The sequence below is a fragment of the Sphingomonas sp. T1 genome (genome assembly GCF_902506585.1).
Taxonomy (GTDB): Bacteria; Pseudomonadota; Alphaproteobacteria; order Sphingomonadales; family Sphingomonadaceae; genus Sphingomonas; species Sphingomonas aerolata.
In genome coordinates, this window is record NZ_LR733875.1 from 2,164,591 (window position 1) to 2,189,505 (window position 24,915).

Annotated in this window: 19 protein-coding genes and 1 tRNA gene; 8 read left to right on the plus strand and 12 right to left on the minus strand. The window is 65.8% G+C overall.

Features of this window, described 5'->3' with window-relative positions:
* Positions 1–16: 16 nt before the first annotated feature.
* From metC to phaR, 4 genes are all read right to left on the minus strand, one after another.
* Entirely contained in the window at positions 17–1,228 is a 1,212-nt protein-coding gene (gene metC, locus GV027_RS09835) for a cystathionine beta-lyase (protein WP_159511740.1), read from the minus strand.
* Positions 1,225–2,085 carry a sulfurtransferase gene (locus GV027_RS09840; protein ID WP_159511741.1) on the minus strand — a complete coding sequence of 287 codons (861 nt, stop codon included), beginning with the start codon at positions 2,083–2,085 and terminating at the stop codon, positions 1,225–1,227. Before GV027_RS09840 ends, metC begins: the two co-directional genes overlap by 4 nt.
* 84 nt (positions 2,086–2,169) lie before the next feature.
* The gene (locus tag GV027_RS09845) at positions 2,170–2,355 is read right to left on the minus strand and encodes a hypothetical protein (protein WP_056405247.1); all 186 of its coding nucleotides are present in this window, start codon (positions 2,353–2,355) and stop codon (positions 2,170–2,172) included.
* A gap of 1 nt (position 2,356) precedes the next feature.
* On the minus strand, positions 2,357–2,929 hold the full coding sequence (phaR, locus tag GV027_RS09850; RefSeq protein WP_107932104.1) for a polyhydroxyalkanoate synthesis repressor PhaR: 573 nt from the start codon (positions 2,927–2,929) through the stop codon (positions 2,357–2,359).
* A gap of 90 nt (positions 2,930–3,019) precedes the next feature.
* Here phaR and GV027_RS09855 point away from each other — a divergent pair, with 90 nt between their 5' ends.
* Positions 3,020–4,015, plus strand: coding sequence for an alpha/beta fold hydrolase (locus GV027_RS09855; protein ID WP_159511742.1), 996 nt, complete (start codon positions 3,020–3,022; stop codon positions 4,013–4,015).
* A 32-nt stretch (positions 4,016–4,047) separates the two neighbouring features.
* Complete coding sequence (locus GV027_RS09860) at positions 4,048–5,235, plus strand: acetyl-CoA C-acetyltransferase (RefSeq protein ID WP_159511743.1); 1,188 nt, start codon at positions 4,048–4,050, stop codon at positions 5,233–5,235.
* Positions 5,236–5,324: 89 nt separating this feature from the next.
* Here the strand turns inward: GV027_RS09860 and GV027_RS09865 are convergent, their stop codons facing one another.
* On the minus strand, positions 5,325–8,528 hold the full coding sequence (locus tag GV027_RS09865; protein WP_159511744.1) for a TonB-dependent receptor domain-containing protein: 3,204 nt from the start codon (positions 8,526–8,528) through the stop codon (positions 5,325–5,327).
* A 469-nt stretch (positions 8,529–8,997) separates the two neighbouring features.
* Here GV027_RS09865 and GV027_RS09870 point away from each other — a divergent pair, with 469 nt between their 5' ends.
* Positions 8,998–12,255: a TonB-dependent receptor domain-containing protein gene (locus GV027_RS09870; RefSeq protein WP_159511745.1), complete on the plus strand. Its 3,258-nt coding sequence runs from the start codon at positions 8,998–9,000 to the stop codon at positions 12,253–12,255.
* 140 nt (positions 12,256–12,395) lie between these two features.
* Here the strand turns inward: GV027_RS09870 and alr are convergent, their stop codons facing one another.
* The 3 genes from alr to GV027_RS09885 form a co-directional block, all read right to left on the minus strand.
* Positions 12,396–13,439 (minus strand): alanine racemase, encoded by a 1,044-nt coding sequence (alr, locus tag GV027_RS09875; RefSeq protein ID WP_236559332.1) that lies wholly within the window; start codon positions 13,437–13,439, stop codon positions 12,396–12,398.
* Between the two features lie 88 nt (positions 13,440–13,527).
* The gene (locus GV027_RS09880) at positions 13,528–15,597 is read right to left on the minus strand and encodes a TonB-dependent receptor (protein ID WP_159511747.1); all 2,070 of its coding nucleotides are present in this window, start codon (positions 15,595–15,597) and stop codon (positions 13,528–13,530) included.
* A gap of 81 nt (positions 15,598–15,678) precedes the next feature.
* Positions 15,679–16,863 (minus strand): acetyl-CoA C-acyltransferase, encoded by a 1,185-nt coding sequence (locus GV027_RS09885; protein ID WP_159511748.1) that lies wholly within the window; start codon positions 16,861–16,863, stop codon positions 15,679–15,681.
* 330 nt (positions 16,864–17,193) lie between these two features.
* Between GV027_RS09885 and GV027_RS09890 the strand changes: the two genes are divergently transcribed.
* A complete protein-coding gene (locus GV027_RS09890) occupies positions 17,194–17,643 on the plus strand; it encodes a hypothetical protein (RefSeq protein WP_236559145.1) in 450 nt (149 codons plus the stop codon).
* Positions 17,640–18,389 carry a TorF family putative porin gene (locus GV027_RS09895; protein WP_159511749.1) on the plus strand — a complete coding sequence of 250 codons (750 nt, stop codon included), beginning with the start codon at positions 17,640–17,642 and terminating at the stop codon, positions 18,387–18,389. Before GV027_RS09890 ends, GV027_RS09895 begins: the two co-directional genes overlap by 4 nt.
* Positions 18,390–18,578: 189 nt before the next feature.
* Here GV027_RS09895 and GV027_RS09900 read toward each other — a convergent pair.
* A tRNA-Val gene (locus tag GV027_RS09900) sits at positions 18,579–18,653 on the minus strand.
* 44 nt (positions 18,654–18,697) lie between these two features.
* Positions 18,698–19,075, minus strand: coding sequence for a cell cycle two-component system response regulator CpdR (gene cpdR / locus GV027_RS09905; RefSeq protein ID WP_031394969.1), 378 nt, complete (start codon positions 19,073–19,075; stop codon positions 18,698–18,700).
* 97 nt (positions 19,076–19,172) lie between these two features.
* Here cpdR and GV027_RS09910 point away from each other — a divergent pair, with 97 nt between their 5' ends.
* Positions 19,173–20,051, plus strand: a complete 879-nt coding sequence (locus GV027_RS09910; protein ID WP_159511750.1) for an N-formylglutamate amidohydrolase — start codon at positions 19,173–19,175, stop codon at positions 20,049–20,051.
* 305 nt (positions 20,052–20,356) lie between these two features.
* Here GV027_RS09910 and GV027_RS09915 read toward each other — a convergent pair whose 3' ends face one another.
* Positions 20,357–21,124 (minus strand): SapC family protein, encoded by a 768-nt coding sequence (locus tag GV027_RS09915; protein ID WP_159511751.1) that lies wholly within the window; start codon positions 21,122–21,124, stop codon positions 20,357–20,359.
* Between the two features lie 64 nt (positions 21,125–21,188).
* Entirely contained in the window at positions 21,189–22,637 is a 1,449-nt protein-coding gene (locus tag GV027_RS09920) for an FAD-binding oxidoreductase (protein WP_159511752.1), read from the minus strand.
* Positions 22,638–22,703: 66 nt separating this feature from the next.
* On the opposite strand from GV027_RS09920, the gene GV027_RS09925 reads away from it, so the two are divergent.
* Together GV027_RS09925 and GV027_RS09930 are read left to right on the plus strand one after the other, a co-directional pair.
* A complete protein-coding gene (locus tag GV027_RS09925; RefSeq protein WP_031439984.1) occupies positions 22,704–23,177 on the plus strand; it encodes a hypothetical protein in 474 nt (157 codons plus the stop codon).
* Positions 23,178–23,307: 130 nt separating this feature from the next.
* A complete protein-coding gene (locus GV027_RS09930; RefSeq protein WP_159511753.1) occupies positions 23,308–24,897 on the plus strand; it encodes a DEAD/DEAH box helicase in 1,590 nt (529 codons plus the stop codon).
* Positions 24,898–24,915: the final 18 nt, after the last annotated feature.

Sequence of the window (24,915 nt, forward strand, 5' to 3'; positions counted from 1 at the left end):
CCGGCGAGCAAGGTCGCTAGCCGCGCACCGCCTGAAAGGCAGCAAGCCCCGCGTCGAGATCGGCGATCAGGTCCGCCGGATCCTCGAGCCCGATCTGAAGGCGGATCATCGGCCCGGCGACCTCGCGGCGGGTGACACTGCGATAGCGGTGCGGATCGACCGGTAGCGCCAGGCTTTCGAACCCGCCCCAGCTATAGCCGATCCCGAACAGCTCGAGCGTGTCGATCAGCGCGGCCCGCGACGCCTCGTCACCGCGGTCCAGCACGAACGAGAACAGCCCGCTCGATCCTTTGAAATCGCGCACGAACAGGTCGTGCCCCGGGCAGCCAGGCAGGGCCGGATGCAGCACCTGCGCCACCTCCGGACGCGCCTCCAACCACTGCGCGATCGCCAGCGCGCTCGACTGGTGCTGGGCCAGCCGGACCGCCATCGTGCGCAGCCCGCGACTGCCGAGCCAGCAGTCGTCGGGACTGGCGATCTGCCCCAGCTGAAAGCTCGTCTCGCGCAGCGCCTTGAAATGGCCGGGCCCTGCCGTCACCGATCCGAGCATCGCGTCCGAATGGCCGACGACATATTTGGTGCACGCCAGGATCGTCAGATCGACGCCGTGGCCGATCGCCGGAAAGAACAGCGGCGTTGCCCAGGTATTGTCGAGCAGGGTCGTCACGCCGCGCGCGCGCGCGGCCGCGACGATGGCGGGGATATCCTGCACCTCGAAGCTGAGCGAGCCGGGACTTTCCATGAAGATCGCGCGGGTCTTCTCGCCGATCAGGTCGGCGATCCCCGCACCGATCAGCGGGTCGTAGAAGCGGGTCGTGATGCCGAACCGCTTGAGCAGGCCGTTCGCCATCCCGCGCGTCGGGTCATAGGCGCTGTCGACCAGCAGCAGTTCGTCGCCCGGCGACAGCACCGAGAGCAAGGCCGCGGCGATCGCCGCAACGCCCGATCCATAAAGGAACGTGCCCTCCGCCCCGGGTTCGAGCGTGGTCAGCGCATCCGCAAGGCTCCACTGCGTCGGCGTGCCCTTGCGACCGTAGAACAGCCGGTGATGCGTATCGCGGGTCGCGCTGTCGCGGAGATGGCCGACGGAGTCATACAGGATCGTCGACGCCCGCCAGACCGGCGGACTGACGATCGCCCCTTCCCCGACACCACGAGTCCATTCCGCGCGACGCCCGGCGAGCACCACCTTGGTGGCGTCGCCAACCGGCCTTGTCGTTTCGGTCATTGCGTTCCTGTCGCCTTCGCGCCCATTGCCTTCGGAGTCGACGGATCACCGCCCCATTCCGACCAGCTGCCGTCGTACAGCGCGGCTTCGTTGCCAAGCAGATGTGCGCCGAACGCCAGCACCGCCGCGGTGATTCCCGATCCACAGGTCGTCACGATCGGCCTGGCGAGATCAATGCCCGCGCCTTCGAATGCCGATCGCAGCGCGTCGCCGGTCTTCCACGTGCCGTCCGCGTTGAACAGCGTGGCATAGGGCAGTGATTTGGATCCGGGGATATGCCCCGATGCGGTGCCAGGTCGCGGGTCCGCCTCGGCACCGGTGAACCGGGCGGCGGAGCGTGCATCGACGACCTGCTCGGCGCCGCTCGACAGGTTCGCGGTCATCTGGTCCTTCGTGCGAACAGCCTTGTCGTCGGCCCAGATGGTGAAGTGGCGATGCCGCACCGCCTGTTTGCCCGACTCCGTCTCACGCCCTTCGGCCTGCCATTTGGCCAGACCGCCGTCGAGGATCGCGACATTGTGCGCACCAAAGGTCCGCAGCATCCACCAGGCGCGCGCCGCCGTGCGCCAAGGCGAGCTGTCGTACAGCACGATGCGGCTGCCGTCGCCGAGCCCGAGCGACTGCATCCGGCTGGCGAACTTGGCAGGCGACGGCAGCATGTTGGGCAGGTCGCTGTCGGTGTCGCGAAGCTCGGCGAGGTTCATGAATACAGCGCCGGGAATATGCGCCGCCGCATAGTCCGCCGCGGCGTCGCGACCTTCGGCATAGGTTGCGTCGACGACCCTGAGATCGCCAGCGCCCGGGACGCTGGTCTCGAGCGCGTTCGCCAACCATTCGGTGCTCACCAGCGTGTCCATGCCCTGCCCTCCTGACGGTTGGCGCGGATAGTAACCGGCGCAGAGTCGAACGTCGAGGCCGCGGCTCGGCCGCCGTTCCGCCAGCTAGGTCTTGAACGCCAGCCCGATCGTCACCGCCAGCCCGATCAGCGAGAACATCTGAACGGTCGGCCAGTCGACCCAGCCAACCGCGTCGGGATCGCGCCGCCGATGGCGACGGCGGGCGCCCAGACCCGATGCGATCGCCAGCGCCGCGAAGCCGCCGCTCGCCGTCCACAGCAACGGTGCCATGTCAGCTCCCGAGCTTTTCCACCTTGTCCTGAAGACTGGCGAGTTCGGTGCGAAGCGCAGCGATCTCCTCGTCCTTCGTCGCCACCGGCCTGGCGGCTGCTGGTGCGGGGGATGCTGCACCCGCAGCATTGCCGGGGGCAAAGGCCTGCGCGGCGACGTCGAACATCGCCAGATTACGCTTGGCAATGTCGGCGAAGGGCGAATGGGCAAACGCCCCCTCGACCGCGGTCTTGAACTGTTCCTGATTGCGGCGGAAGCTGTCCATCGATGCCTCGAGATAGCCGGGCACCATCTTCTGCATCGAATCGCCATACATCGAGATCAGCTGGCGCAGGAAATTGACCGGCAGCATTGTCTCGCCGCGGCTTTCCTCCTCCATGATGATCTGGGTGAGGACGTTGTGCGTGATATCCTCTTCGGTCTTCGCATCGACGACCTTGAAGTCACGGCCCTCGCGAGTCATCGTCGCGAGATGATCGAGCGTGATGTAGGATGATGTTTCGGTATTATAAAGCCGCCTGTTGGCGTACTTCTTGATGATGACAAGCCCGTCGACCGTGCTTTGCTTCTTCATATGCAGCCCCTCCACGTGACCGGGGCAAACGCTACGCGCTTTGACATTGCGCCGCAACATGGTCCACGGCCGTTGCCGCTGTTCCTCGCCATGTTGCGCAACGAAACCGCAGCATCGCCCGACCGCCGCGCGCGGGCGCTGGCCGGGCTTGACCGCTATCAGGCCGCGCCCCGGGACCTGCCCCTGCCACCCCGCCCCATCCGCGCGTCGGCCGGCCGGGCGATCCTGCGCGACTATGGCGGTGGCACTACGGGCAAGCCGGCGGTCATCGTCATACCCTCGCTGATCAACCCGGCGACGATCCTAGACCTTTCCGCGGACACGTCGCTGATGCGGTGGCTGGCCACGCGGGGATACCATGCCTACCTGCTCGATTGGGGATCGCCGGGACCCGAGGACAGGGACCTCGACCTCGACGCGCATGTCGCGCGCATCCTCCTGCCCCTGCTGCACGGATTTGCCGAACCGCCGATCCTGGTGGGCTATTGTCTGGGCGGCACCCTCGCCATCGCCGCTGCCGCCTTGACGCGGGTGGCGGGGCTGGCGACGATCGCCGCACCCTGGCATTTCGCCGGCTATGGCGAGACCGCGCGTGCCGAGATGGCGCAACTGTGGCGCGCCGCCGCGCCGTTTGCGCGCCAAACGGGGCTGTTGCCGATGGAAGTGCTGCAAAGTGGATTCTGGCAGCTCGCGCCCGCGCAGACGATCGCGAAATACGAGACGTTCGCCGATCGCGATCCGACCAGCCCCGGCGCGCGCGCGTTCGTCAGGCTGGAGGACTGGGCGAATGCGGGTGCGCCGCTCCCAGCCGCTGCCGCCGCCGCGCTGTTCGGGGACATGATCGCCCGGGACCTCCCCGGACGCGGTCTTTGGCGGATTGCCGGTCGCGCGATCGCCCCGCGGGCGTTGTCCTGCCCCGCGGTCGAGTTCGTCGCGCGCAACGACCGGATCGTGCCCGCCGCCACCGCGATCGGGCTGGCGGACCGGCGCGACGTCGATGCCGGCCATGTCGGCATGATCGTCGGCAGCCGTGCCCGCGACCAGCTCTGGGAGCCGCTCGCGAACTGGATAGATTCGCTTGGCTAGCGTATTGCATCCTCGAAACGAGAGGACCCGTCATGACCGCCACCCACCCCAGCGACATCGTCATCACCGCCGCCAAGCGCACGCCGGTCGGCAGCTTCCTCGGCGCCTTCGCCACCGTCCCCGCGCATGAGCTCGGCCGGACCGCGATCGAGGCGGCACTCGCGCAGGCGGGTGTCGACGGTGCCGATGTTTCGGAAGTGATCCTCGGCCAGGTACTGACCGCGGCGCAGGGGCAGAACCCCGCGCGTCAGGCGTCGATGGCGGCGGGCGTTCCCAAAGAAGTCCCCGCCTGGGGCGTCAATCAGGTCTGCGGCTCCGGGCTGCGCGCGGTCGCGCTGGCGTGTCAGGCGATCCAGACCGGCGACGCGACGATCGTCGTTGCGGGCGGGCAGGAATCCATGTCGCTGTCGGCGCACGCCCAGTCGATCCGCGGCGGCCAGAAGATGGGCACTCTCAGCCTCGTCGACACGATGGTCAGCGATGGCCTGACCGACGTGTTCAACGGCTATCACATGGGCATCACCGCCGAAAATCTCGCCGAGCAATATCAGGTTACGCGCAGCGAACAGGACGCCTTCTCGGTCGGCTCGCAGAACAAGGCGGAGGCGGCCCGCGGATCGGGCCGGTTCAAGGACGAGATCGCCGTGGTAACGATCAAGGGCCGCAAGGGCGACACGATCGTCAGCGACGACGAATATATCCGCGCGGGCGCGACGATCGAGAGCGTGTCGGGCGTCCGGCCGGCGTTCAAGAAGGACGGCACCGTCACCGCGGCGAATGCGAGCGGCCTCAACGACGGCGCGGCCGCGCTGGTGCTGATGCGCCGCGACGAGGCCGAGCGCCGCGGCAGTCCGGTGCTCGCGACCATCCGCAGCTGGGCCTCGGCCGGCGTCGATCCGTCGATCATGGGCATCGGCCCCGTCCCCGCCACGCGCCGTGCGCTGGAAAAGGCCGGCTGGACGATCGCCGATCTCGACCTGATCGAGGCGAACGAGGCGTTTGCCGCCCAGGCGTTGTCGGTCGGCAAGGAGCTCGGCTGGGATGCCGACAAGGTCAACGTCAATGGCGGCGCGATCGCGATCGGCCACCCCATCGGCGCCAGCGGCGCGCGCGTGCTGACGACACTGATCTACGAAATGGAGAAGCGTGACGCGAGCAAGGGGCTGGCGACGCTCTGCATCGGCGGCGGCATGGGGATCGCCATGTGCCTCGAACGGTGAGACTGCCGTTGCCGCACTTATAAGCCTCAAACGAATAAAGGGGGCCGCTCGGTAAGACGAGCGGCCCCCTTTTTCATATTATCGCTCGGTCAGAACTTACCGGCAACGCTCACCGCGAACCGGCGACCGATCAGATCACTATAGCTGGCCGGGATGATGATCCCGTTATACTTTTCGCCGACCCTGTTGAAAAGATTGGTCACGGCAAAGGTAACCCGGAAACGGTCGCTCGCGTTGATGTAGACGCTTGGATTGACCGTCACGAAATCCTTCAGCTTGTCGATTTCCCGAATATCGGCCCCACGGCTGACACGGGAGAAGAGCTGCTCGCCGGTATAGTTGAACGAGGTCGAGATGCCGAAGTCGTCATGGAAATAGGAGAGGTTGTACTGGCCCTGAAACGTCGGATCGCCCAGCGTTCCGTCGGTCCGCACGGGTGCAACGCCGGTGATGTCGTTGATGCGCTTCAGCGAGACGAACAGATTTCCCCGCATCCCGACCGAGCCAGGAATGCCCAGACCCGACAGCGAACGATTATAGGTGAGTTCGGACTGGATCCCTTCGAACTTGATCTTGTTTCCGTTGACGAAACCACTTCCGACACCCGGGTTTAGGGGGTCGTTGACCACCTGGCCGCCATTGTTGCCACCGTTCGCCGATGCGCCGCCTTGTCCCTGTGCATAGCGTCGGATCTGTGAGCAGAACGCATTGCCGTTCGCCGGATCGGCGGCGTTGAACGTCGAATTGTCGAAACACGCCGATGCGATCTGCGCGACCGTCAGGCTGGCAATTGGATCCGAGATCTTGATGTTCACATAATCGACCGTCAGCGTCAGGTTGGGAATGAAACGCGGCTGTAGAACGACACCGTAGGTGAAGCTCTTCGCTACTTCATTCGCAAGCCCGACATTGCCCCCGTTGCGTCCCGGGACGGTGGCGGCTGCGGCATCCAGTGGCGTGGCATTCGGGAATGCCGACAGGAAGGCCGCGCAGTTGCGGGCACGGTTTTCGGGCGCGGCACCGGCATTGATGTTGGCGGGCGAACACAGGTCGGGAACCGTGGTGAACACGTTCGCAACGGGGGAGAACAGCTCGGTGATGGCGGGTGCTCGGAACGACTTGGTATAATTGCCGCGCAGCGCGATATCCCGGATCGGCGCGAACGACACGCCGCCTGCATAGGCCGTGAAACCGCCATTGACGGTGTTGTTGACGTGACGGCCGCTGGCATTCAGCTGAAGCGAATGCAGGAACGACAACCCGTTCTGCGCCGTGACGATCGGAAGGATGACTTCGCCGAACACCTCGTCAACATTGTATCGTCCCGCGACCGGAAGAATGGCTACAGCACGCCCCTGCCCCAGTTGCTCGAAGGTGCTGGGGGTGAAGCTGCCGCGCTCCTCGCGATGCTCATAACCAAGGTTGAAGCCGGTCTCGTTGCCGAACAGATCGAACGGGCTGCCGCCGACATTGACGTTGTAAACGATCTGTTCGAGCCGGCTCCTCGTGATGTTCTCGGATACGATGTACGACCGTGCCTCCGGGCTCGAAAGACCTTCACCCAACAGGTTGAGCGGCACGCAGGCGGCGTCTGCGACTGGCGTACCGCCAGGTGCGGCCTGCACCAACGGGGTTGCCGTGCACACGATCTGCCCCGCGGCGTTCCGCGTGACGTTCACCGCATTGATGAACCGCTGGGCGTTGATGTCCTGTCGGGTATCGCGAATATCGACCCGACCGATGTTGCTGCTGGCTTCATAGTTGAAACGACGGCCACCAACATTGAAATCGCCGCGGACGCCGGCGACGGCACGATATTGCTTGTTGGTCGAGAAGCCCGTCAGGTCGGCCAGATCGAGCGACGCACGCGAGACCTGGAACCGCTGGACGCCGAGCGCCGTCAGCTGCGCGCGCGCCTGATCCGTCAGGAACGGGCTTGCCGTCGTGAACGTCAGCGCGCCGCTGAGACCGCCGAACAGGCTGCTGTTGAAGGTCGGCTGCTGAACCAGTTCGTCACCGCGCGACTGGAAATAGGTTGCCTCGATGAAGACCTTGAACGCATCGGAAAAGTCGTAACCGGCAAAGCCGTTGAACACGTTGCGCCGCAGATCGCTGGTGATCTGCGAATAATCGTTGAAGCGGAACCCGTCGCCGCCGCTGCCCTGCTGGACGCTCACGAACCGGATACCCCGGTTGAAGGGCACGAGATTGCCGCTGCGGTCGAACTGATAATTCTGCACTGCCGCCGCGACTGAGCCGGTCCCGTTCGCGTTGGCGAAGGCCGACGTGATCAGACCTCCACCGGTCAGCAACGGCAACGTCCGGTCGCGTACCAGGATCGATCCGGGAAATCCGTCAGTTCCGGAATCATTGAAACCGATTCCCGTATTCACCCGGCCGTCATTTGCGGCGGTCGTACCAGCAGGGCGGCCGAGCTGTGCGGACTGCGCTGTCGAGGGATTGTCGGCCGATCCGATATTGTCGCGCAGAAATCCCCGTGAATTGTACAGCAAACCCTTTTGATAGTCGCGCGTATAGGCCAGCGTGATGTTACCGCGGCCATCGTCAAAGTCGAAGCCACCCGCCAGCGCCAAGTTGTAACGGAATGCGTCGCCTTCTTCCGTGACACCGCTCAATGCGGTGTAGCGGACGCCCTTCAGGCGGGTGTCGAGAATGAAATTGACCGTCGAGGCAATCGCGTCCGAACCATAGGTGGTCGCCCCGACCGTCGAGGTCTGTTCGATACGGTCGAGCAACAGCGTCGGAATGACGTTGACGTCGACCTGCGTCCCCGCGCCGCCCTGGTTGAAGATCGTCGTCACGTTGGACGATACCGAGCGGCGGCCGTTGATCAGCGTGAGCGTCCGGTTCGAACCCAGACCAAGTCCGTTGATAAAATTGACGCCTTGGCCAAACGAACCCTGCGCGCCCGCTGGCGTGATGCTGCCGCGAATGCCCGGCGTCTCGTTCAGCGCATCGGCGGCATTGGTCAGGCCGCGATTGGACAGATACTGATTGTTGATCACCGTGATCGGCACGGTGCCTTCGACGTTCGGCAGCCGGATACGCGATCCGGTGACGGTGATCTCTTCGGGGGCGGACTCGCGCCGCGTTGCGCCATCGGCGCCCACCGCCGGCTCGCCCGCGACCGGCGCGCACAGCGACCCATCGGCGAGACGCTCCTGGCCGGGCGTGCATTCAGGGGTGGTCGAGGTTTGTGAATAGGCGTTGCCGGAAAATCCCGCGGCCAAGACGGCAAGCGCGGATACGCGAACGAGCAGATTGCATCGCATTAGTTATATCCCCCTGTGAACACGTGATTTTCTAGGGAGACATCAGACGAAGATCGACCCTTACATGACGGAATTGTCATTTGGCGCCGCACGCGTTGTAAGAATGCAACATATTTGTCACAATATGTCGATTTATAATCTATGTTTGTTGTTAAAAACCTCCGCAAGGCCGCTTGGGTGTATTTTGGTTTAGACCCTATGGTTTGCGATCGCACGGCGGAAGCTGTGAGCCTCGTTGACAACGACGCGGCCGCTATCGCCTCGCTGCGGTGATAACGCCACCTCGCCTCTTCGAGTTCACAACATGGAATATGGAAGGGGATGTGTCGAATTGTTGCGTGAACGCTACAGTTTTGTGAAAACTCGGACTTCCGTTCATGCTGCAGCAATAAACCAATTGCGCGGCCAATCGCATGGCGTCACCCTCTCGCCATCGAATAGGGCATAAATGCCAACGCAAAGGGGTTTTATGAAATTTTCTCGCTTTCTGGGCGCGACGGCGATCGTCGGCGCGCTTGCGGCACTGCCCGGCACTGCGCTGGCACAAACCGCACCGGATCAGGTCGCACCTGTTGCGGAAGCACCCCAGCGCGAAGCGTCACAGCCCGCGAACGACGAGATCCTCGTCACCGGGTCGCGCATCGCCAGCCCGAACGGCGAATCCGCGGTTCCCGTCAGCACGATCAGTGCGGTCGAACTGACGACGACCGCCAAGACGTCGATCGGCGACGTCCTGAACGATCTGCCGCAGCTCCAGAGCACCTATAGCCAGGCGAACTCGACCCGCTTCCTCGGCACGGCCGGCCTCAACCTGCTCGATCTGCGCGGCCTTGGAACGCAGCGCACGCTCGTGCTCGTCAACGGTCGCCGGCATGTCGGGTCCGACATCCTCAACAACGCCGTATCGGTCGACACCAACACGATCCCGACTGACCTGATCCAGTCCGTCGATCTTGTGACGGGCGGTAATTCGGGCGTCTACGGATCGGACGCGCTGGCCGGCGTCGTCAACTTCATCCTGAAGGACAATTACGAGGGTCTGCAGGTCCGCGGCCAGGGTGCGATCAGCGAGCGCGGCGATGCAGGATCCTATTTCGGCAGCGTCCTGGCGGGCAAGAATTTCGCCGACGGTCGCGGCAACCTCGCGGTCAATCTGGAATATTCGCGGCAGAATGCGCTCTACGCGTCGCAGCGCGACTATCTGCGCCAGGCCAACGGCTTCATCGCAACCGATTCCGACTCCGCGGGCGTCGCTACCGGTCAGACGAACCTGAACTATGACGGCATTCCGGATTCGGTGTTCTTCCGCGATATCCGGTCGGCAACGATCTCGGCCGGCGGTCTTGTCGCCTTTGCAAGCCCGACCGGCGCGTGCGGGCGCGACAACACGCCGACGGCGACGTTCAACAATGCCGGACGCCCCTTCTCGTGCAACTTCCTGTTCCAGTCGTCCGGCGCCCTGGCGCAGCAAACCGGCTCGCGTGTCGGCCTTGCCGCAACGGCCGGCACGGGCAGTGCCACCAACCCGTTCCGCGCCAGCGCGGTACCGGCCGGATCCTATCTGAGCGGCAATGGCGACACGCGCCGTGAAGGGCAGCTGATTCAGATCCTGCCAGAACTTAACCGGTACTCGGCCAATCTCATCGGCCATTTCGAGGTATCGGACGCCTTCGTCCCGTTCATCGAGGCCAAGTATTCGCGCACCGATTCGGTCGGACAGGGGAGCTCGGGACCGGCCTTCTTCACCGGCCAAACGCTGGACCTTCTCTACGAGCGTCCGCGACTTGATAACCCCTATCTGTCGGCCGATGCGCGCAACACCATCGCTGCGCAGATCCTCGCAAGCGGCATCAATCCGACCACCAACGCACCGCTCACGGCCGCGAACATCACCGCGATCAACAACGGGTCCTTCCGCTTCATCCTGCGCAAGAACCTCACCGATCTGGGCGTCCGTACCGAAGCCGCGCGTCGTGAAACCTACCGCCTCGTCGGCGGTGTCCGGGGCACGTTCAACGACGACTGGCACTATGAGCTTGCGGGGAACTATGGCGAGTTCCGCGAAAAGACGAAGGTCATGGGCAATCTGAACCAGCAGCGCATGGTGCTTGCCCTCGACGCTGTCACCAATCCGGCAAACGGCCAGATCATCTGCGGATCGCAGCTGCCGGGTACGGGTCAGGCGCGCGCCGATGCGTCCTTCGGCGGCGACATCGCCGGAAACGCAGCCGTCCAGGCGGCGGATATCGCCGCCTGCCAGCCGCTCAATCCGTTCGGCACCGGGAATATCTCGCAGGCGGCCAAGAACTACGTCCTTCAGGACACGGTTTCGAGTGGCAAGATCACGCAGCTCGACATCAACGGCTTCGTTTCCGGCGATCTGAGCCAGCTGTTCAGCCTGCCCGGCGGCGACATCGGCTTCTCGGTCGGCGGTGAATACCGGCGCGAGACGGCCTTCTACGAGCAGGATCCCTTGGTCTCGTCAGGCTACACCTTCTACAACGCGATCGGAAAGTTCGACCCGACCTCGTTCGAGGTCAAGGAAGCGTATGGCGAAATCCGCATACCGCTGTTGAAGGACATTACGCTCATCCGCGAGCTGACACTGAGCGGTTCGGGCCGCGTGTCGGATTACAAGGGCTCGGCGGGCACGGTTTACGCATATAGCGGCAACGCGACCTATACGCCGATCGATGGGATCCGTTTCCGCGGAAACTATTCTCGCTCGGTCCGTGCGCCCAACCTGTCCGATCTCTACTCGCCGCAATCGCAGAACTTCGCCACCGTCACAGATCCGTGCTCGGCGCGAAACGTCGCGGGGGGCACGCAGTTCCGGGCCGGCAATTGCGCCGCGGCGGGCATTCCGACCACCTACGACTATGTCTACGCACAGACGCTGGAGATTGTCAGCGGCGGCAATCCGCAACTCGACGTCGAAAAGTCGGATTCCTACACCTATGGCGTGCTGCTCCAGCCCAGGTTTATCCCGGGCCTGACGCTGTCGGTCGATTACTACAACATCAAGGTCAACAATGTGATCACCGCGCCATCGGCGCAGGGCATCATCAACAGCTGCTACGATTCGCCAACGACCGGCAACCAGTTCTGCTCGCTCTTCACTCGCGTTCCCGCGGGTCAGACCGGTGCTGTCGGTGAAGAGCAGTATCGAATCGTCGAGGGCAGCCTTCAGCAGACCTTGCTCAACTATGCAAAGCTGCAGGTTCGCGGCATCGACGTCGACCTGAACTACACCCACACCTTTGGCGATGTTCGCCTGAACAGCCACATCATCTACACGCACGTGCTGACCAACAGCTCGTTCACCGACCCGACGCAGCCGGGCTTTGCTGACACGACGGTCGGCGAAGTCGGAACGCCCAAGGATCAGGTCAACTGGAACCTTGGCGCTGATTTCGGCTCGGTCTTCGGCAACCTGCAGATGCGTTACATCACGAAGCAGTCGGTCGGGGCCGCCGAGAACCGTCAGTCGTTCCAGGGCCGCGTCCCGCAGAACCTCGACGATTTCGACATCCCCTACTACCCCGACGTGTTCTACATGGACGTGAAGTTCGGCGTGAACGTCACGCGCGAAACGAACTTCTACTTCGGCATCGACAACCTGACCGACCGCCTCCCGCCACTGGGCTCGACGGGCATCGGCGCCGGCACCGCGATCTTCGAGCCGCTGGGCCGCAAATTCTACGCCGGGTTCCAGGCGAAGTTCTGACCTGATCGCAATTTTCGCGACAAACGGTATCCCTTGCGGGGCGGTGATTTCCACCGCCCCTTTTTTTGTAACCCGCCGGTCCGCGAACACCTATGCGGTGCTTGCCGTGACCTAGTGCCGCGCCTTGCCCGCGCGAAGCGTCACGCAGATATACGCGGCGCGTCCCAAAGGCGCTGGAACCTAGTGCCCATCGCGGTCAGCAGTTCATATTGCGACATCCCCGACACAACGGCCGCATCCGGCAAGGCTACGTCAAAGGCGATCCAGTCCCCCTCGCACACAGTCGCCGAAGTCACGTCGATCGCGACGAGATCCATCGAGACCCGCCCGATCACTGCCAGCCGGTCCTGGCCATGCCATGCGGTGCCGCAATTGGAAAATCCCCGGAAATACCCGTCGGCATATCCAAGATTGACAACCGCGACATCGGTGTCGGCCTTCGCGGTCCATGTCGCATTATACCCGACCGCGTCGCCTGCGCGCACCCGCCGGACCTGCAGGATCTCCGCCTCGGGATAAACCACCGGCGTGATCACTTCGCCCAGTTCCTCTCGCGGCACCCCGCCATACACCGCCAATCCCGGCCGTGTCAGATCGAACGCATAGTCGTGCCCCAGCGCGATCCCTGCGGAATTGGCAAGACTCATCCGCCGCGCGCCCGTCGTGCCCTGCAACGCCGCGAACCGATCGCGCTGCACCGCGTTCATCGCCGCGTCCTCGTCGGCGCAGGCGAGATGGCTCATCAACGTCTCGATCGTCAGGCCGTCGAGCAGCCCGTCGGCAATATCCTGCGCGGACACACCGAGGCGGTTCATCCCCGTGTCGACCATGACGTCGCACGAGCCCCCATTCGCGGCCTTCCAGCGCGCGACCTGTGCGGGCGTGTTGAGCACCGGGCGCGCGATGCCGGCGCGGGCGGCCTCCATGTCCTCGTCACGGACGCCGTGGAGGACGGACACCGCGAGGCCGAGCGGCGCCAGCTCGACCGCCTCGCGCCAGTTGGAGACGAAGAAGTCGCGACACCCCGCCCCCGCCAGACGCCGCGCAACCTCGACCGCGCCGAGGCCATAGCCGTTCGCCTTGACCGCCGCGCCGCACGCGGCGCGGCCACTCATGCGGTCGAGCGTCTGCCAGTTGCGGACGAGAGCGTCGCCGTCGAGGCGCAGGCGGAGCGGGGCGGGAATATCGATCACCCGCGCGGGATAGAGCGCTCGCGCGGCATCGTCGATGACCTTCCCGCCTGCCCGCCCTCGCCCGGCCCCGATCCGTCCGTTACCGCATGGCGTAGCGCAGCCCGATCCAGAGCGTGCGCGGCGTCGCACGCTCGACGATCGCGCCGCTGCTGATCCCCGCCTCGACCGTTTCATCGAACAGGTTTTCCGCGCGCGCCTCGACGACCAGCGCGCGGGTGATCGGATAGGCCGCATAGGCGTCGAGCGTGGTAGCAGGATCGAGGCTGCGGCTGTTCTGATCGTCGTCGAACTGGCGCGCGACATGGCGCACGGTCAGCGACGCGGCGGCGGCATCGCGGCGCCAGTCGACCGTCGCCGATACCTGGTCGCGCGGCGTCTGGGCCGGACGCAGCCCGTCGAGCGCGATCGCGGCGGCCGAGGCATCAACGGTCGAGTTGACGTGCGACCAAGAGGCCTGGACGCCGATCGGGCCGGGGCGATACGCGGCATCGATCTCGAACCCGTGCGCGCGGATCGCGTTGAGGTTGCGGCGGACGCGCGACGCGCTCGTCGCGGTCGATGAGAGGGTGACGTTGGCAATCGCGTCCTTCAGCCTGTTGTAGAAATAGGTTGCAGCGATGCTCACACCCGGCGCGGGCGCCAGCGTGACCCCACCCTCGACCCCGGTCAGCCGCTCTGGCGACAGCAGCGCATTGGCCGCGGTCGTGTCGTTGCCGACGCGGAACGGTCGATAGAGTTCGTTGAGCGTCGGCAGCCGCCAGCCGCGATAGCCCGCGACACGCAGCGTAACCGCGTCGACGGGACGATAGGCGATCCCCGCGCGGCCCGTCGTTTCGGTGCTCTCGCGATCGGCATAGCGCAGGTCGGTGACCGGCAGCCCCCCGGCAAGCGGTCGTTCCGACAGATATCCCTGGTCGATCGTCCAGCGGTCGATCCGCCCGCCAAGGCTGAACGTCACATCGCCCGCGACGAGACTGCCGTCCGCGAACAGCCCCGACGTGGTCGAACTGCCCCCCGCCTCGCGTCGCCGTGTAGGATTGCCGCCGGCAAAAAAGAACAGCTCCTGCGTCTTGCCGCTGACGTCGCGAATGTCCGCGCCGAGGCGCAGCGTGATCGCCTCACCAAGCGGCGGCAGGAGTTCGAACCGCGCACCGAGCCCCGTCGCGGGCGTATTATACTGGTCGAGCGACTGGGTGGTCGTGCTGCGTGCCGCGTTGATGCTGCCGAAGCTCGAGGCAAAGGCGCGGGTCTGAAGATAACCGAGCAGCGAATAGCCCCAGCGTCCCCGCCCGACCAGTCGCAGGCTGGCATCCGCGCCCTCGCTGCGATTGGCGGTGAAATCGCTGCCGCGGTCGCGCGTGTCGGTGAAGGCGCTCGCGTTCAGCTGCAGCTCGGTGGTCGCGTCGACGGCGATCACCGTGCGCAAGGCGCCCGACGCCTGTTCATACGGCGCCGGGCGATCGACCGCGCCGCGCGACCCCGCGACCGTCGGCGTGAAGCCGTCGCCGCGCGTATAAGCGCCCGACACGACCGCGAAACCGCCGTCGCGGACCAGCGCCGCGGAGGCCTGCGCGTCGACCGAATCGCGGCTGCCATAGGCGATGCCCGCCTGGAACGGGGTCAGCTGGCCAGGACTGGCGCTTTCGAGCTCGACGGTGCCGGCAAGTGCGCCCGGCCCCTGATAGCCGCTGCCGCCGCCACGCGTGACGCGGATCCGGCCGAGCCGGCCCGTCGCATAGGCGGGAAACGCGACCCAGCCGCCGAACGGGTCAGCCTGTGGGACGCCGTCGAACAGCAGCAGCGCGCGGCTCGACGCATTGCCACCGATGCCGCGCAGCGAAATGCCCTGGCTGGTCGGGTTGGCGCTGCGTGAATCCGAGCGGCGGAACTGCTGCAGCCCCGCGACATCGGCGAGCACGGTTTCCAGCCGGTTGCTCGCGCTCGACTGGATGCGGTCGCGCTCGATCGTGACAATATCATAGGCCCGGTCACCTGGTGCATCCGCCAAGCCGCGGCCGGTGACGACGATCACCGGCGGCGTCTCGGCGACGGGCGATGGGGCGACGCTCTGCGCGATGCCTGGCGTCGGGAGCGCGAGCGGAAGGAGAAGGACGGCGGACAGGCGACGCGATCGCGCGATAATGGTCATCGCGGGCTCATGCCAGCATTGCACCGCCGGCGAAAAGCCTCTTTCGCCAAAGACCTGACGCCAGGGCAAAGGCGGGCTGCGTCAGACGAGTTCGACCGCGACCGCCGTTGCCTCGCCGCCACCAATGCACAACGCCGCCACGCCCTTGCGCAGACCGCGCGCCTTGAGTGCGGCAACCAGCGTGGCGATGATCCGCGCGCCGCTTGCACCGATCGGATGGCCGAGCGCGGTTGCGCCGCCATTGACGTTCAGCCGGTCACGCGGGATTGCGAGGTCACGCATCGCGATCATCGCCACTGTCGCGAACGCCTCGTTCACCTCGAACAGGTCGACGTCCCCGACCGTCCAGCCCGCACGGTCGAGCACCTTGCGGATCGCCGAGACGGGTGCGGTCGTGAACTGCGCGGGGGCGTGCGCATGCGCGGCGGTCGCGACGATCCGCGCCTCCTGCGCCAGCCCCAGCCGCGCGGCGACGCTCGCCCGCGTCAGGACCAGCGCCGCGGCCCCATCCGAGATCGAGGCCGAGGTCGCCGCGGTGATCGTCCCGTCCTTGGCAAAGGCGGGGCGCAGGCCCGGGATCTTCTCGGGCTTCGCCTTGCCCGGCTGCTCGTCCTCGACGACCGCGACGTCACCGCCGCGCGTCCTGACCGTCACCGGCACGACCTCGTCGCGGAAATGCCCCCCGGTGACCGCTGCGCTCGCTCGCGCCAGGCTTTCGAGCGCGAACGCGTCCTGGTCCGCCCGTGTGAACTGGTAGGTACCCGCCGTGTCCTCGGCGAACGCGCCCATCGGCTTGCCCTTTTCATAGGCATCCTCGAGACCGTCCAGCATCATCGAATCGGAGACGACGTCATGGCCGATCCGCGCGCCGCCGCGATGCTTGGCAAGGAGGAAGGGCGCATTCGTCATGCTTTCCATTCCGCCCGCGACAACCACGTCGACGGTCCCGGCGGCAAGCGCCTCGAACCCCATGATCGCGGCCTGCATTCCGGATCCGCACATCTTGTTGATCGTGGTGGCCTCGACCGAATCGGGAAGCCCCGCACCGAGTGCCGCCTGCCGCGCGGGCGCCTGGCCCAGCCCGGCGGGCAGGACGCAGCCCATATAGATGCGGTCGATCACCGCCGGGTCGACCCGTGCGCGCTCGACCGCCGCCTTGACCGCGGTCGCGCCGAGTTCGGTCGCGGTGACCCCTGACAGGGCCCCCTGGAATCCACCCATCGGCGTGCGGGCATAGCTGGCGATAATGATCGGATCGTCGGTCATGGTGATCGTTCCTGTAAACGGCATGCGGCGTGCGCCAGTGGACCGGGGTCGCCGCGCACGGGCGCGGACCATACCGGATCATCCAAAGTCGCTGCAACCGACGCTCTGAGCGCCCTGCCATACCCGCCGCGAATGGCGTGTCAACACCACCGCGCCGCCGTGGCGGGCTGCCCCGAATTGCCGCACGCAGGACGTCGCACCCCCGGCCCGACGCGGTACCCGCGCAACGAACCGCCAGACGCGCGCGTTCACAGGGCATGGTCAATCGACCGTGCCCAGACTTGGAAGCGTCACCGGCCAGCATAAGCCGGGACCCGAAAGGAGACGAACATGACCCATATGCTGCTCGCCGGCCTCGCGCTCGCGACCGCCGCCACCATGGCCGCACCGACCATCGAACACACGACGCGAGTCGATCATCACAGCGGCCCCGTGGAGGTCCGTTATCGCGGCGCGGTCGTCGTCGAACACCGCCAGATCGGCGCGGTCGCACCCGCCGGACAATCCTCGACGCTGCGCTGTGCCTGGACCGCCAATATGATCGTCGATCGCCATGCCAAGGCGTCGTCGGGAACGCTGATGACGCGCAACTTCGCGCGCGATGGCGTTGCGGCGGGCCACCAGCCGGGATGGTGCAGCAGCAGCCGCGCCGCGATCGCGCGCGAGGTCGCCGCGAAGACGCGCGACCTGCATCACGACGTGACCGCCATGGCGCAGGAAGACCATGACGTACTCCGCGCCGAACTCGATCAGATCCACGGAGCGTTGGCCGCAGGATGACGCGCCCCTTCACGCACACACTTGCGCTGACCCTGTGCAGCACGGCAGCCTTTCTCCCAACGTCCGTGCAGGCACAGGTCGCACCCTCCGGCGGGATCGAGGTCGCCACCGACGAAGCACGCCGCGGGCTTAGCTGGAGCGAGGGCCGCGCGGTACTGTCCGCGGATGCGGCGGCCTCGCTCGGCAGGATCGACGCGACCGCGCGTGTCACGACGCTCCGCAACGCCGACCGTCACGCGGGCGCCGACGCGGTCGTCGACGTCATGGTGGCGACCGGGTGGGATCTGGGCGCGGTCACGCTCCGGACGTCCGCGACCGGACATCTGTTCGCCGGCGCGCGCACCGGGATGGACTATGCCGAGATCGGCGCGTCCGCGCGGTACAGCTATGGTCCGGCCCGTGTGGTCGGCGGGATCGAGTTCGCCCCGTCGCAGGATGCGCTGGGGGGCAGCAACGTCTATCTTTATGCGAATGCCGATGCCGGGATCCCCGGGACGCCCTACACGCTGCTGGCGGGTATCGGGCACTCCTCGGGCACCACGACGGATCCGCTGCGCATACAGCGGCTGCGTCCCGGTGGCAGCTATACCGATTGGCGGTTTGGCGTCGAACGCCAGCAGGGGCCGCTGACGCTCGGGGTTGATTATATCGGCACCGACATCGCACGCGCCAATGCGACCGGCCCGTTTGCAGATGCGCGACACAGCGGCGACCGTATCGTCGCCCGCGCGCGGCTGGGCTTCTGATCCCGCGGGAGCGCACTGATCCGCGCTCCCGAGTCCGCCCCCCTTGAAGGGCCGTGCTCACAAATATCCAGCAATGACATGATGGGGTTTGAGAAGCCCGGAAGTCCCTGAGGACATCCTCTGCTTCGAAATATTCCTACCCGGCTTTCTGTCTGCAAAGACGAGAAAGACCGGGTAGGGTCAATTCCATGGTGGGCGTGGCAAGGATTGAACTTGCGACCCCTGCGATGTCAACACAGTGCTCTACCACTGAGCTACACGCCCGCCGGAGCGCTCCACTAGCCGCGCTTATCGCGGGGCGCAAGCGCTCAATTGAAGCTTGTTGCATTATCCATCTCGAACAGCCGATCGACCTCGGCCACCAGGTCGCGGAGATGGAAGGGTTTGGACAGCACGCGCGCCTGCGGCATCGTCTTGCCCGCCTTCAGCGTGACCGCCGCAAAGCCGGTGATGAACATGACGCGGAGGTTCTTGCAGAGCTCGCCGGCACGCTGCGCCAGCTCGATGCCGTCCATCTCGGGCATCACGATATCGGTCAGCAGCAGGTCGAACGTCTCGGTCTCGAGCAGCGGAATCGCCGCGGTGCCACGGTCGACCGCGGTCACCGCATACCCCGATCGCTGCAGGGCGCGGGTAAGATATTCGCGCATGACCTGATCATCCTCGGCCAGCAGGATTCGCAACATCGATATATTCCCGTGATTTAGCGGTCCGTTACTCCATAAGCAGTTAAGATTTCCAGATCGTTTGCCCGTTCATGCAATGCGCCCTACGCTTTTCCGCATGCAGTCTCCTTCGTTCACGCGCTTCGGCGACCTGCCGCCTGCCAGCCCGGTGGTGATGTCGGTACCGCATGCCGGGCGCGATTATCCGCCCGCATTGCGCGAAGCGTTGCGCGTCCCGTTCGACACCGTGGTGGCGCTCGAGGACCGTCATATCGACATCGTCGCCACCCGGGCGCGAACGGTGGAGACGATGATCGTGCAGACCCGGGCACGCGCCTGGATCGACCTGAACCGCAGCGAGGCCGAACGTGATCCGCGCGTGGACGAGGGGGCGAACCCGATGGCGCAGCCTCAACCCTCCGCCAAGCTGCGAAGCGGCCTCGGCCTGGTGCCGCGTCGGGCAGCCGCCGCGCCCGACCTCTGGCGGCGCCGGTTTACCGACGCGGACATCTCCAGCCGGATCGCCAACGACCACCGCCCCTATCATGACGCGGTGCGCGACGCGTTGGCCGCAGCGCAGGCGCGGTTCGGGATCGCGATCCTCCTCGACGTCCATTCGATGCCGCCGCTCTCGGCGGCGGGCGTACCGGGCGGCAGCCCGCCCCGGATCGTCCTGGGGGACCGTTTCGGCCGCAGCGCCGATCCTCGCTTCCTCGCCCGCCTCGAGACCGAGATCGCGGACACAGGCCTCCCCTTTGCCCGCAACGCGCCCTATGCCGGGGGGCATATCCTCGAACGGCACGCGCGTCCCACCGCGGGGATCCACGCGATCCAGCTCGAATTCGATCGGTCGCTCTATCTGGATCGCCAGTTCGACGGGTTGGGCACCGGCGTGGATGCGACGGTGCGGCTGCTCAAGGCCCTTCTTACGACCTTGACGAACGAGGCGCTGGGAATGAGCGCATCGGCCACCACCCGAGCCGCAGCCGCCGAATAAGGGCCAGCGCTAACGACATCGATCCCCCGCAGCAGGACCCTAGCGTGGCCCATAAAAAAACCACCCCGTGCGCGAAGCACGAGGTGGCCAAGGTTCAGGGAGGAGGCACGCTAGAAGCGTGCCGTACGACGCCGCGAAAGGGGGGGACACGGTGCCGTACAGGTCTAAAATGGGCGAGCGGGATTTTGGTTCAACCCCGGCGCGAAAAATTCTGCGCCGCAACGATCGCAGCCCGGGATTCCCGCGCGAGCGAGCCGCATCCGCTGCGCCGACCGACCGCACTGCGATCGGTCGACGCGGGCGGATCAGCTGCCGAGCTGCGGCAGCGGCGTCTTGCCGAGCTGAACCTGACGGGCGAAGATGTCGCGCATCAGCGCGAGCGAGAACAAGTGTGCGTAGAGCAGCGGCAGCATCCCCGACTTGCTGATCTTGCGCAGCGCATCGCCGCGCAGATCGATCAGCTTTTCCTCGTTGACCATCTGGAACCCGCGATAGACGAAGGGCTGCTCGGCGCCGTCGGGCTGGATCGAGACTTCGCCGTCCATCAGCAGACCGAGTTCGCGCAGCTCCTTCATGAAGTTCTGCGTGCGCGCGCCGGCCTGTTCGAACGATTCGTTGAACGCCAGGATCGACTTGGTGACCTCGGTCGGCGCGCCATCCGCGAACAGCGCGTCGCCCTCGTCGAACGCACCGAGCGCATCGGAGGTCGGATCGAAGCAGAGCGACAGCTCCTGCGCATCGGGATGCAGCCGCGCGAGCATGTACGGATAGCGGCGGATATAGGCGGGAACGTAGAAGGTGTTCTCTGTCAGCTTGCCGTCGTCGCCGATGAAGACGTTGACGCCCTCGTTGAGGCCCATCAGCGCCAGCGGGATCGCATCGTCGCCGACCGAGAAGACGATCGGCATGTGACGCTGCACCAGCGGGAATTCGTCGACGGTGATCGGGATCGCATGCTGGCCGACGAGGAACGGCGCGCTCTCCTGCGGGCGGACCTTGTAATCGGCGTGCGTGTCGCTCGAAAGCGGCTCTAGGCCGTTGTAGAAGAGCGGAAGCTGCGGTGCGCTGGCCATCATGTATCTCCAGTGTTTCGTCAGAGGATCTGGGCGGCAGGACGCCGGCGATTGGCGCGAGGCTCTATGGCGTGACGCCTGCCCGTGCAAGCGTGACGAGCTTGCCGGGGTTCAGCAGCCCGTGCGGATCGAATGCGGTCTTCACCGCGCGCAGGATCGTCAGCCGTGCCGGCGACGACAACCGCTCCAGCTCGCTGATCTTCATCTGGCCGATCCCGTGCTCTGCGGAGATCGATCCTCCGGCCGCGACGACCAGATCGTCGACGAAGCGCGTCACGACCGGCGCATCCTCGGCATACCAGCGCGCGGGATCGGTGCCCTGCGGGGCGCGGACGTGAAAATGGACATTGCCGTCGCCCAGATGGCCGAACCCGCTGGCATGCGTACCGGGAAACCGCGCGTCGCAGGCTCGCGCGGCATCGATCATGAAGCGCGGCATCGTCTCGACCGGGACCGAGATGTCGTGCTGCGTGGCGGGGCCGAGCGCGCGTTCTGCCGCCGACAGGGAATCGCGGATCCGCCAGAATGCCGCAGCCTGCGCCTCGCTGGCGGCGATCACGGCATCCTCGGCCTGCCCTGCCTCCAGCGCGGCGCCCAGCAGCCGTTCGAGCAGCGCCGCGGGGGTTTCGCCGTCCATGGACGGTGCAGTTGCCTCGATCAGGACATGCCAGGCATGGTCGCCGTCGAGCGGCGCACGCGTCCCCGGGAGATGCGCGACCGCTGCCGCTAGCGTTTCACGCGGCAGGATCTCGAAGCTTTCGACACGGTCGGTCGCCGCCTGCAGGCCGCGCAGCAGCCGGAGCGCGCTGTCGGGTCCGGAGACCCCGATCCAGGCGACCGCGCGTGCGGCCACGGCTGGCACCAGCCGCAACGTGGCTGCGGTGACGATCGCCAGCGTTCCCTCGGATCCGACGAGCAGCTGATCGATGTCGTAGCCGCGATTGTCCTTCTTCAGCGCGGACAGGCCGTCATGGACGCTGCCGTCGAGCAGCACCGCCTCGACCCCTGCGACCAGCCCGCGCATCGTCCCGAACCGCAGCACCTGCGTGCCGCCGGCATTGGTCGAGACCAGGCCGCCGATCGTCGCGCTGCCGCGGGCACCGAGCGTCAGCGGGAAGCGCTGGCCGACCGCCTGCGCAGCGTCGTCGAGATCAGCGAGGATCGCACCTGCCTCCACCACCGCGAGACCGGCCTCGGCATCGATCGACCGGATGCGGTTGAGGCGGCGTAGCGACAGCAGGGCGGCACGGCCATCGGCGGGCGGCGTCGCCCCGCCGACCATCGACGTGTTGCCGCCCTGCGGTACCAGCGGGACGCGGAACGCCAGCGCGGCCTGGGCGATCGCCGACACCTCGGCAACCGACGACGGAGCGAACATCAGCGGGGCTGCACCATGGAACCGGCCCCGCCAGTCGTCGAGCCAGGGGGCGATATCGGCGGTATCGGTGACGATGGACTTGCGCTCGAGTTGCGGGGCAAGCGCATCGAGCATCTGTGTCTGTTCGGGCGTCATGACTGCGCCGCTAAGCGCAATTCACCTCCCGTTCAACGATCGCGGTTAACGCTGCTTAGCGACATCATGATTCACCCTGCGCTTCCCGCCTCCCTCCTCGCCCTCACCGCCCCCCTCGCGGCCGTGGCGAACCCCGCCGCGCCGACGCGCGCGCGCGTCGAGATCACGCAGGTCTCGATCCACGAGCGCATCATCATCCGCGTCCCCCGCATGTTCAGGCGATCGGCCCAACCCGTCGGTAGCGCGCCCTTGTCGAAGCCGCGCGAGTGGAAGGAGCGCAAGGGGCCCAAATGCGTCGCCGTCGCGGAGATAGCAGGCGCCTTTCTCGGCCAGCCGGGCTCGGTCGATCTCGTCATGCAGGACGGCACGCGATTGCGCGCGAAGCTTGATGGCGACTGCAAACCACTCGACTATTATCCGGGCTTTTACCTGCGGCCGAGCGGTGACGGTCTGATATGTCGCGATCGCGACGCGATTCGCATGCGGTCCGGGGCGCGCTGCGAAATCGATGACTTCAAGACTCTGAAGCTCAAGCAATAGACAAGACGGCAGGGGTGATGTGCGACTTTCGTCGTGCCGCCACCCGCTTTCCTTGACATTTTGCTGGAAATCCGCGAGCGGCGGGGCGCTTGAGGGAATAATGCGCGCCCTCCTTTTCCCGGACATATAAATGAGCTTTGCCGATCTCGGCCTTTCCGAAGAACTCCTGAAGGCGGTCACTGACGCCGGCTATACCGAGCCGACGCCGATCCAGGCCGGCGCGATCCCTTCGGTTCTGATGATGCGTGACATCATCGGCATCGCCCAAACCGGCACCGGCAAGACCGCGTCGTTCGTGCTGCCGATGATCGACATTCTTGCCCATGGCCGCAGCCGCGCCAGGATGCCGCGCTCGCTGATCCTAGAGCCGACCCGTGAACTTGCCGCGCAGGTTGCCGAAAACTTCGAGAAATACGGCGTCAATTCGCATCTCTCCATGGCACTGCTCATTGGTGGCGTGTCGATGGGCGACCAGCTCGCCGCGCTCGAAAAGGGCGTCGACGTCCTGATCGCCACGCCGGGCCGGCTGATGGACCTGTTCGGCCGCGGCAAGATCATGCTCAACGGCTGTTCGCTGCTGGTCATCGACGAGGCGGACCGGATGCTCGACATGGGGTTCATCCCCGACATCGAAGAAATCTGCACCAAGCTGCCTAAGTCGCGCCAGACGCTGCTATTCTCGGCGACTATGCCGCCGCCGATCAAGAAGCTGGCGGACAAGTTTCTGTCGAACCCCAAGACGATCGAGGTCTCGCGCCCTGCATCGACCAATCTCAACATCAAGCAGTATCTGGTCCCCGTCGCCAGCCAGACCGCGAAGCGCGAGACACTGCGCCGGATCCTGGCGCAGGACGAGGTCACCAACGCGATCATCTTCTGCAATCGCAAGACGACCGTGCGCGACCTCAACAAGGTGTTGAAGCAGGCGGGTTACAAATCAGGCGAAATCCATGGCGACATGGAGCAGCCCCAGCGCCTCGCCGAATTGGACCTGTTCAAGAACGGTGTGGTGACGATCCTCGTCGCCTCGGACGTCGCTGCGCGTGGTCTGGACATCAAGGGCGTGTCGACCGTCTTCAACTATGACGCGCCCTGGCATCCAGACGATTATGTCCACCGGATCGGCCGTACGGGCCGTGCGGGTGCAACGGGCACAGCCTATACCTTCGTCGCACCCGACGATTCCGAAAATATCCAGAATATCGAAAAGCTGACGGGCCAGACGATCGAGCGGCTAAAGCTGTCCGAGCCGAGAGCGCTGGCTCCGGCGGCTACCGCGTCGTCCGATAGCAATGAAGAGCTGCCACCGCGGCGCGAGCGGTCGCGGACGCGGCGGGTGCCGCGTGCCGATGTCGTTGCCCATGCCGTCGAGGACGAAGTGATGGCAGCTGCCGAAATCGCAGCGCCCATGGCCGCTGCCACGCCGAAACCATCGCGCTGGGCTCGGACGCCGATTGACGAACCGGTCCCTGCCGCACAGCCTGCGCTTCCCCGTGTTGCTCCGGCAATGCCCATCGCGCCGGTCGCGGAACGTCCTGCCGCGGCCCCGGTGCCGACAGTGCCGCCAGCACCGTCGACCGCCATGCCCGAGCAGGCACGCGAGCCAAAGGTCGGTCCCGTGCGGGCGACCCGCCGCAGTACCGTGCCCGACGCGCCGGTTGACGGGTGGAACGGCCCCTTCCCCAGCTTCCTGAATGCCGTGATTGGCGGATACGAGTGATGCCGAGAGACTAACTTC

Bases quoted from the DNA above. Each gene is read 5' to 3' on its own strand.
- GV027_RS09890 (WP_236559145.1), top strand. From the start codon at position 17,194: ATGACCCATATGCTGCTCGCCGGCCTCGCGCTCGCGACCGCCGCCACC.
- GV027_RS09885 (WP_159511748.1), bottom strand. From the start codon at position 16,863: ATGACCGACGATCCGATCATTATCGCCAGCTATGCCCGCACGCCGATG.
- GV027_RS09845 (WP_056405247.1), bottom strand. From the start codon at position 2,355: ATGGCACCGTTGCTGTGGACGGCGAGCGGCGGCTTCGCGGCGCTGGCG.
- GV027_RS09880 (WP_159511747.1), bottom strand. From the start codon at position 15,597: ATGACCATTATCGCGCGATCGCGTCGCCTGTCCGCCGTCCTTCTCCTT.
- GV027_RS09930 (WP_159511753.1), top strand. From the start codon at position 23,308: ATGAGCTTTGCCGATCTCGGCCTTTCCGAAGAACTCCTGAAGGCGGTC.
- GV027_RS09915 (WP_159511751.1), bottom strand. From the start codon at position 21,124: ATGGCCAGCGCACCGCAGCTTCCGCTCTTCTACAACGGCCTAGAGCCG.
- phaR (WP_107932104.1), bottom strand. From the start codon at position 2,929: ATGAAGAAGCAAAGCACGGTCGACGGGCTTGTCATCATCAAGAAGTAC.
- GV027_RS09925 (WP_031439984.1), top strand. From the start codon at position 22,704: ATGATTCACCCTGCGCTTCCCGCCTCCCTCCTCGCCCTCACCGCCCCC.
- GV027_RS09860 (WP_159511743.1), top strand. From the start codon at position 4,048: ATGACCGCCACCCACCCCAGCGACATCGTCATCACCGCCGCCAAGCGC.
- GV027_RS09855 (WP_159511742.1), top strand. From the start codon at position 3,020: ATGTTGCGCAACGAAACCGCAGCATCGCCCGACCGCCGCGCGCGGGCG.
- metC (WP_159511740.1), bottom strand. From the start codon at position 1,228: ATGACCGAAACGACAAGGCCGGTTGGCGACGCCACCAAGGTGGTGCTC.
- GV027_RS09840 (WP_159511741.1), bottom strand. From the start codon at position 2,085: ATGGACACGCTGGTGAGCACCGAATGGTTGGCGAACGCGCTCGAGACC.
- GV027_RS09910 (WP_159511750.1), top strand. From the start codon at position 19,173: ATGCAGTCTCCTTCGTTCACGCGCTTCGGCGACCTGCCGCCTGCCAGC.
- GV027_RS09920 (WP_159511752.1), bottom strand. From the start codon at position 22,637: ATGACGCCCGAACAGACACAGATGCTCGATGCGCTTGCCCCGCAACTC.
- GV027_RS09865 (WP_159511744.1), bottom strand. From the start codon at position 8,528: ATGCGATGCAATCTGCTCGTTCGCGTATCCGCGCTTGCCGTCTTGGCC.
- GV027_RS09895 (WP_159511749.1), top strand. From the start codon at position 17,640: ATGACGCGCCCCTTCACGCACACACTTGCGCTGACCCTGTGCAGCACG.
- cpdR (WP_031394969.1), bottom strand. From the start codon at position 19,075: ATGTTGCGAATCCTGCTGGCCGAGGATGATCAGGTCATGCGCGAATAT.
- GV027_RS09870 (WP_159511745.1), top strand. From the start codon at position 8,998: ATGAAATTTTCTCGCTTTCTGGGCGCGACGGCGATCGTCGGCGCGCTT.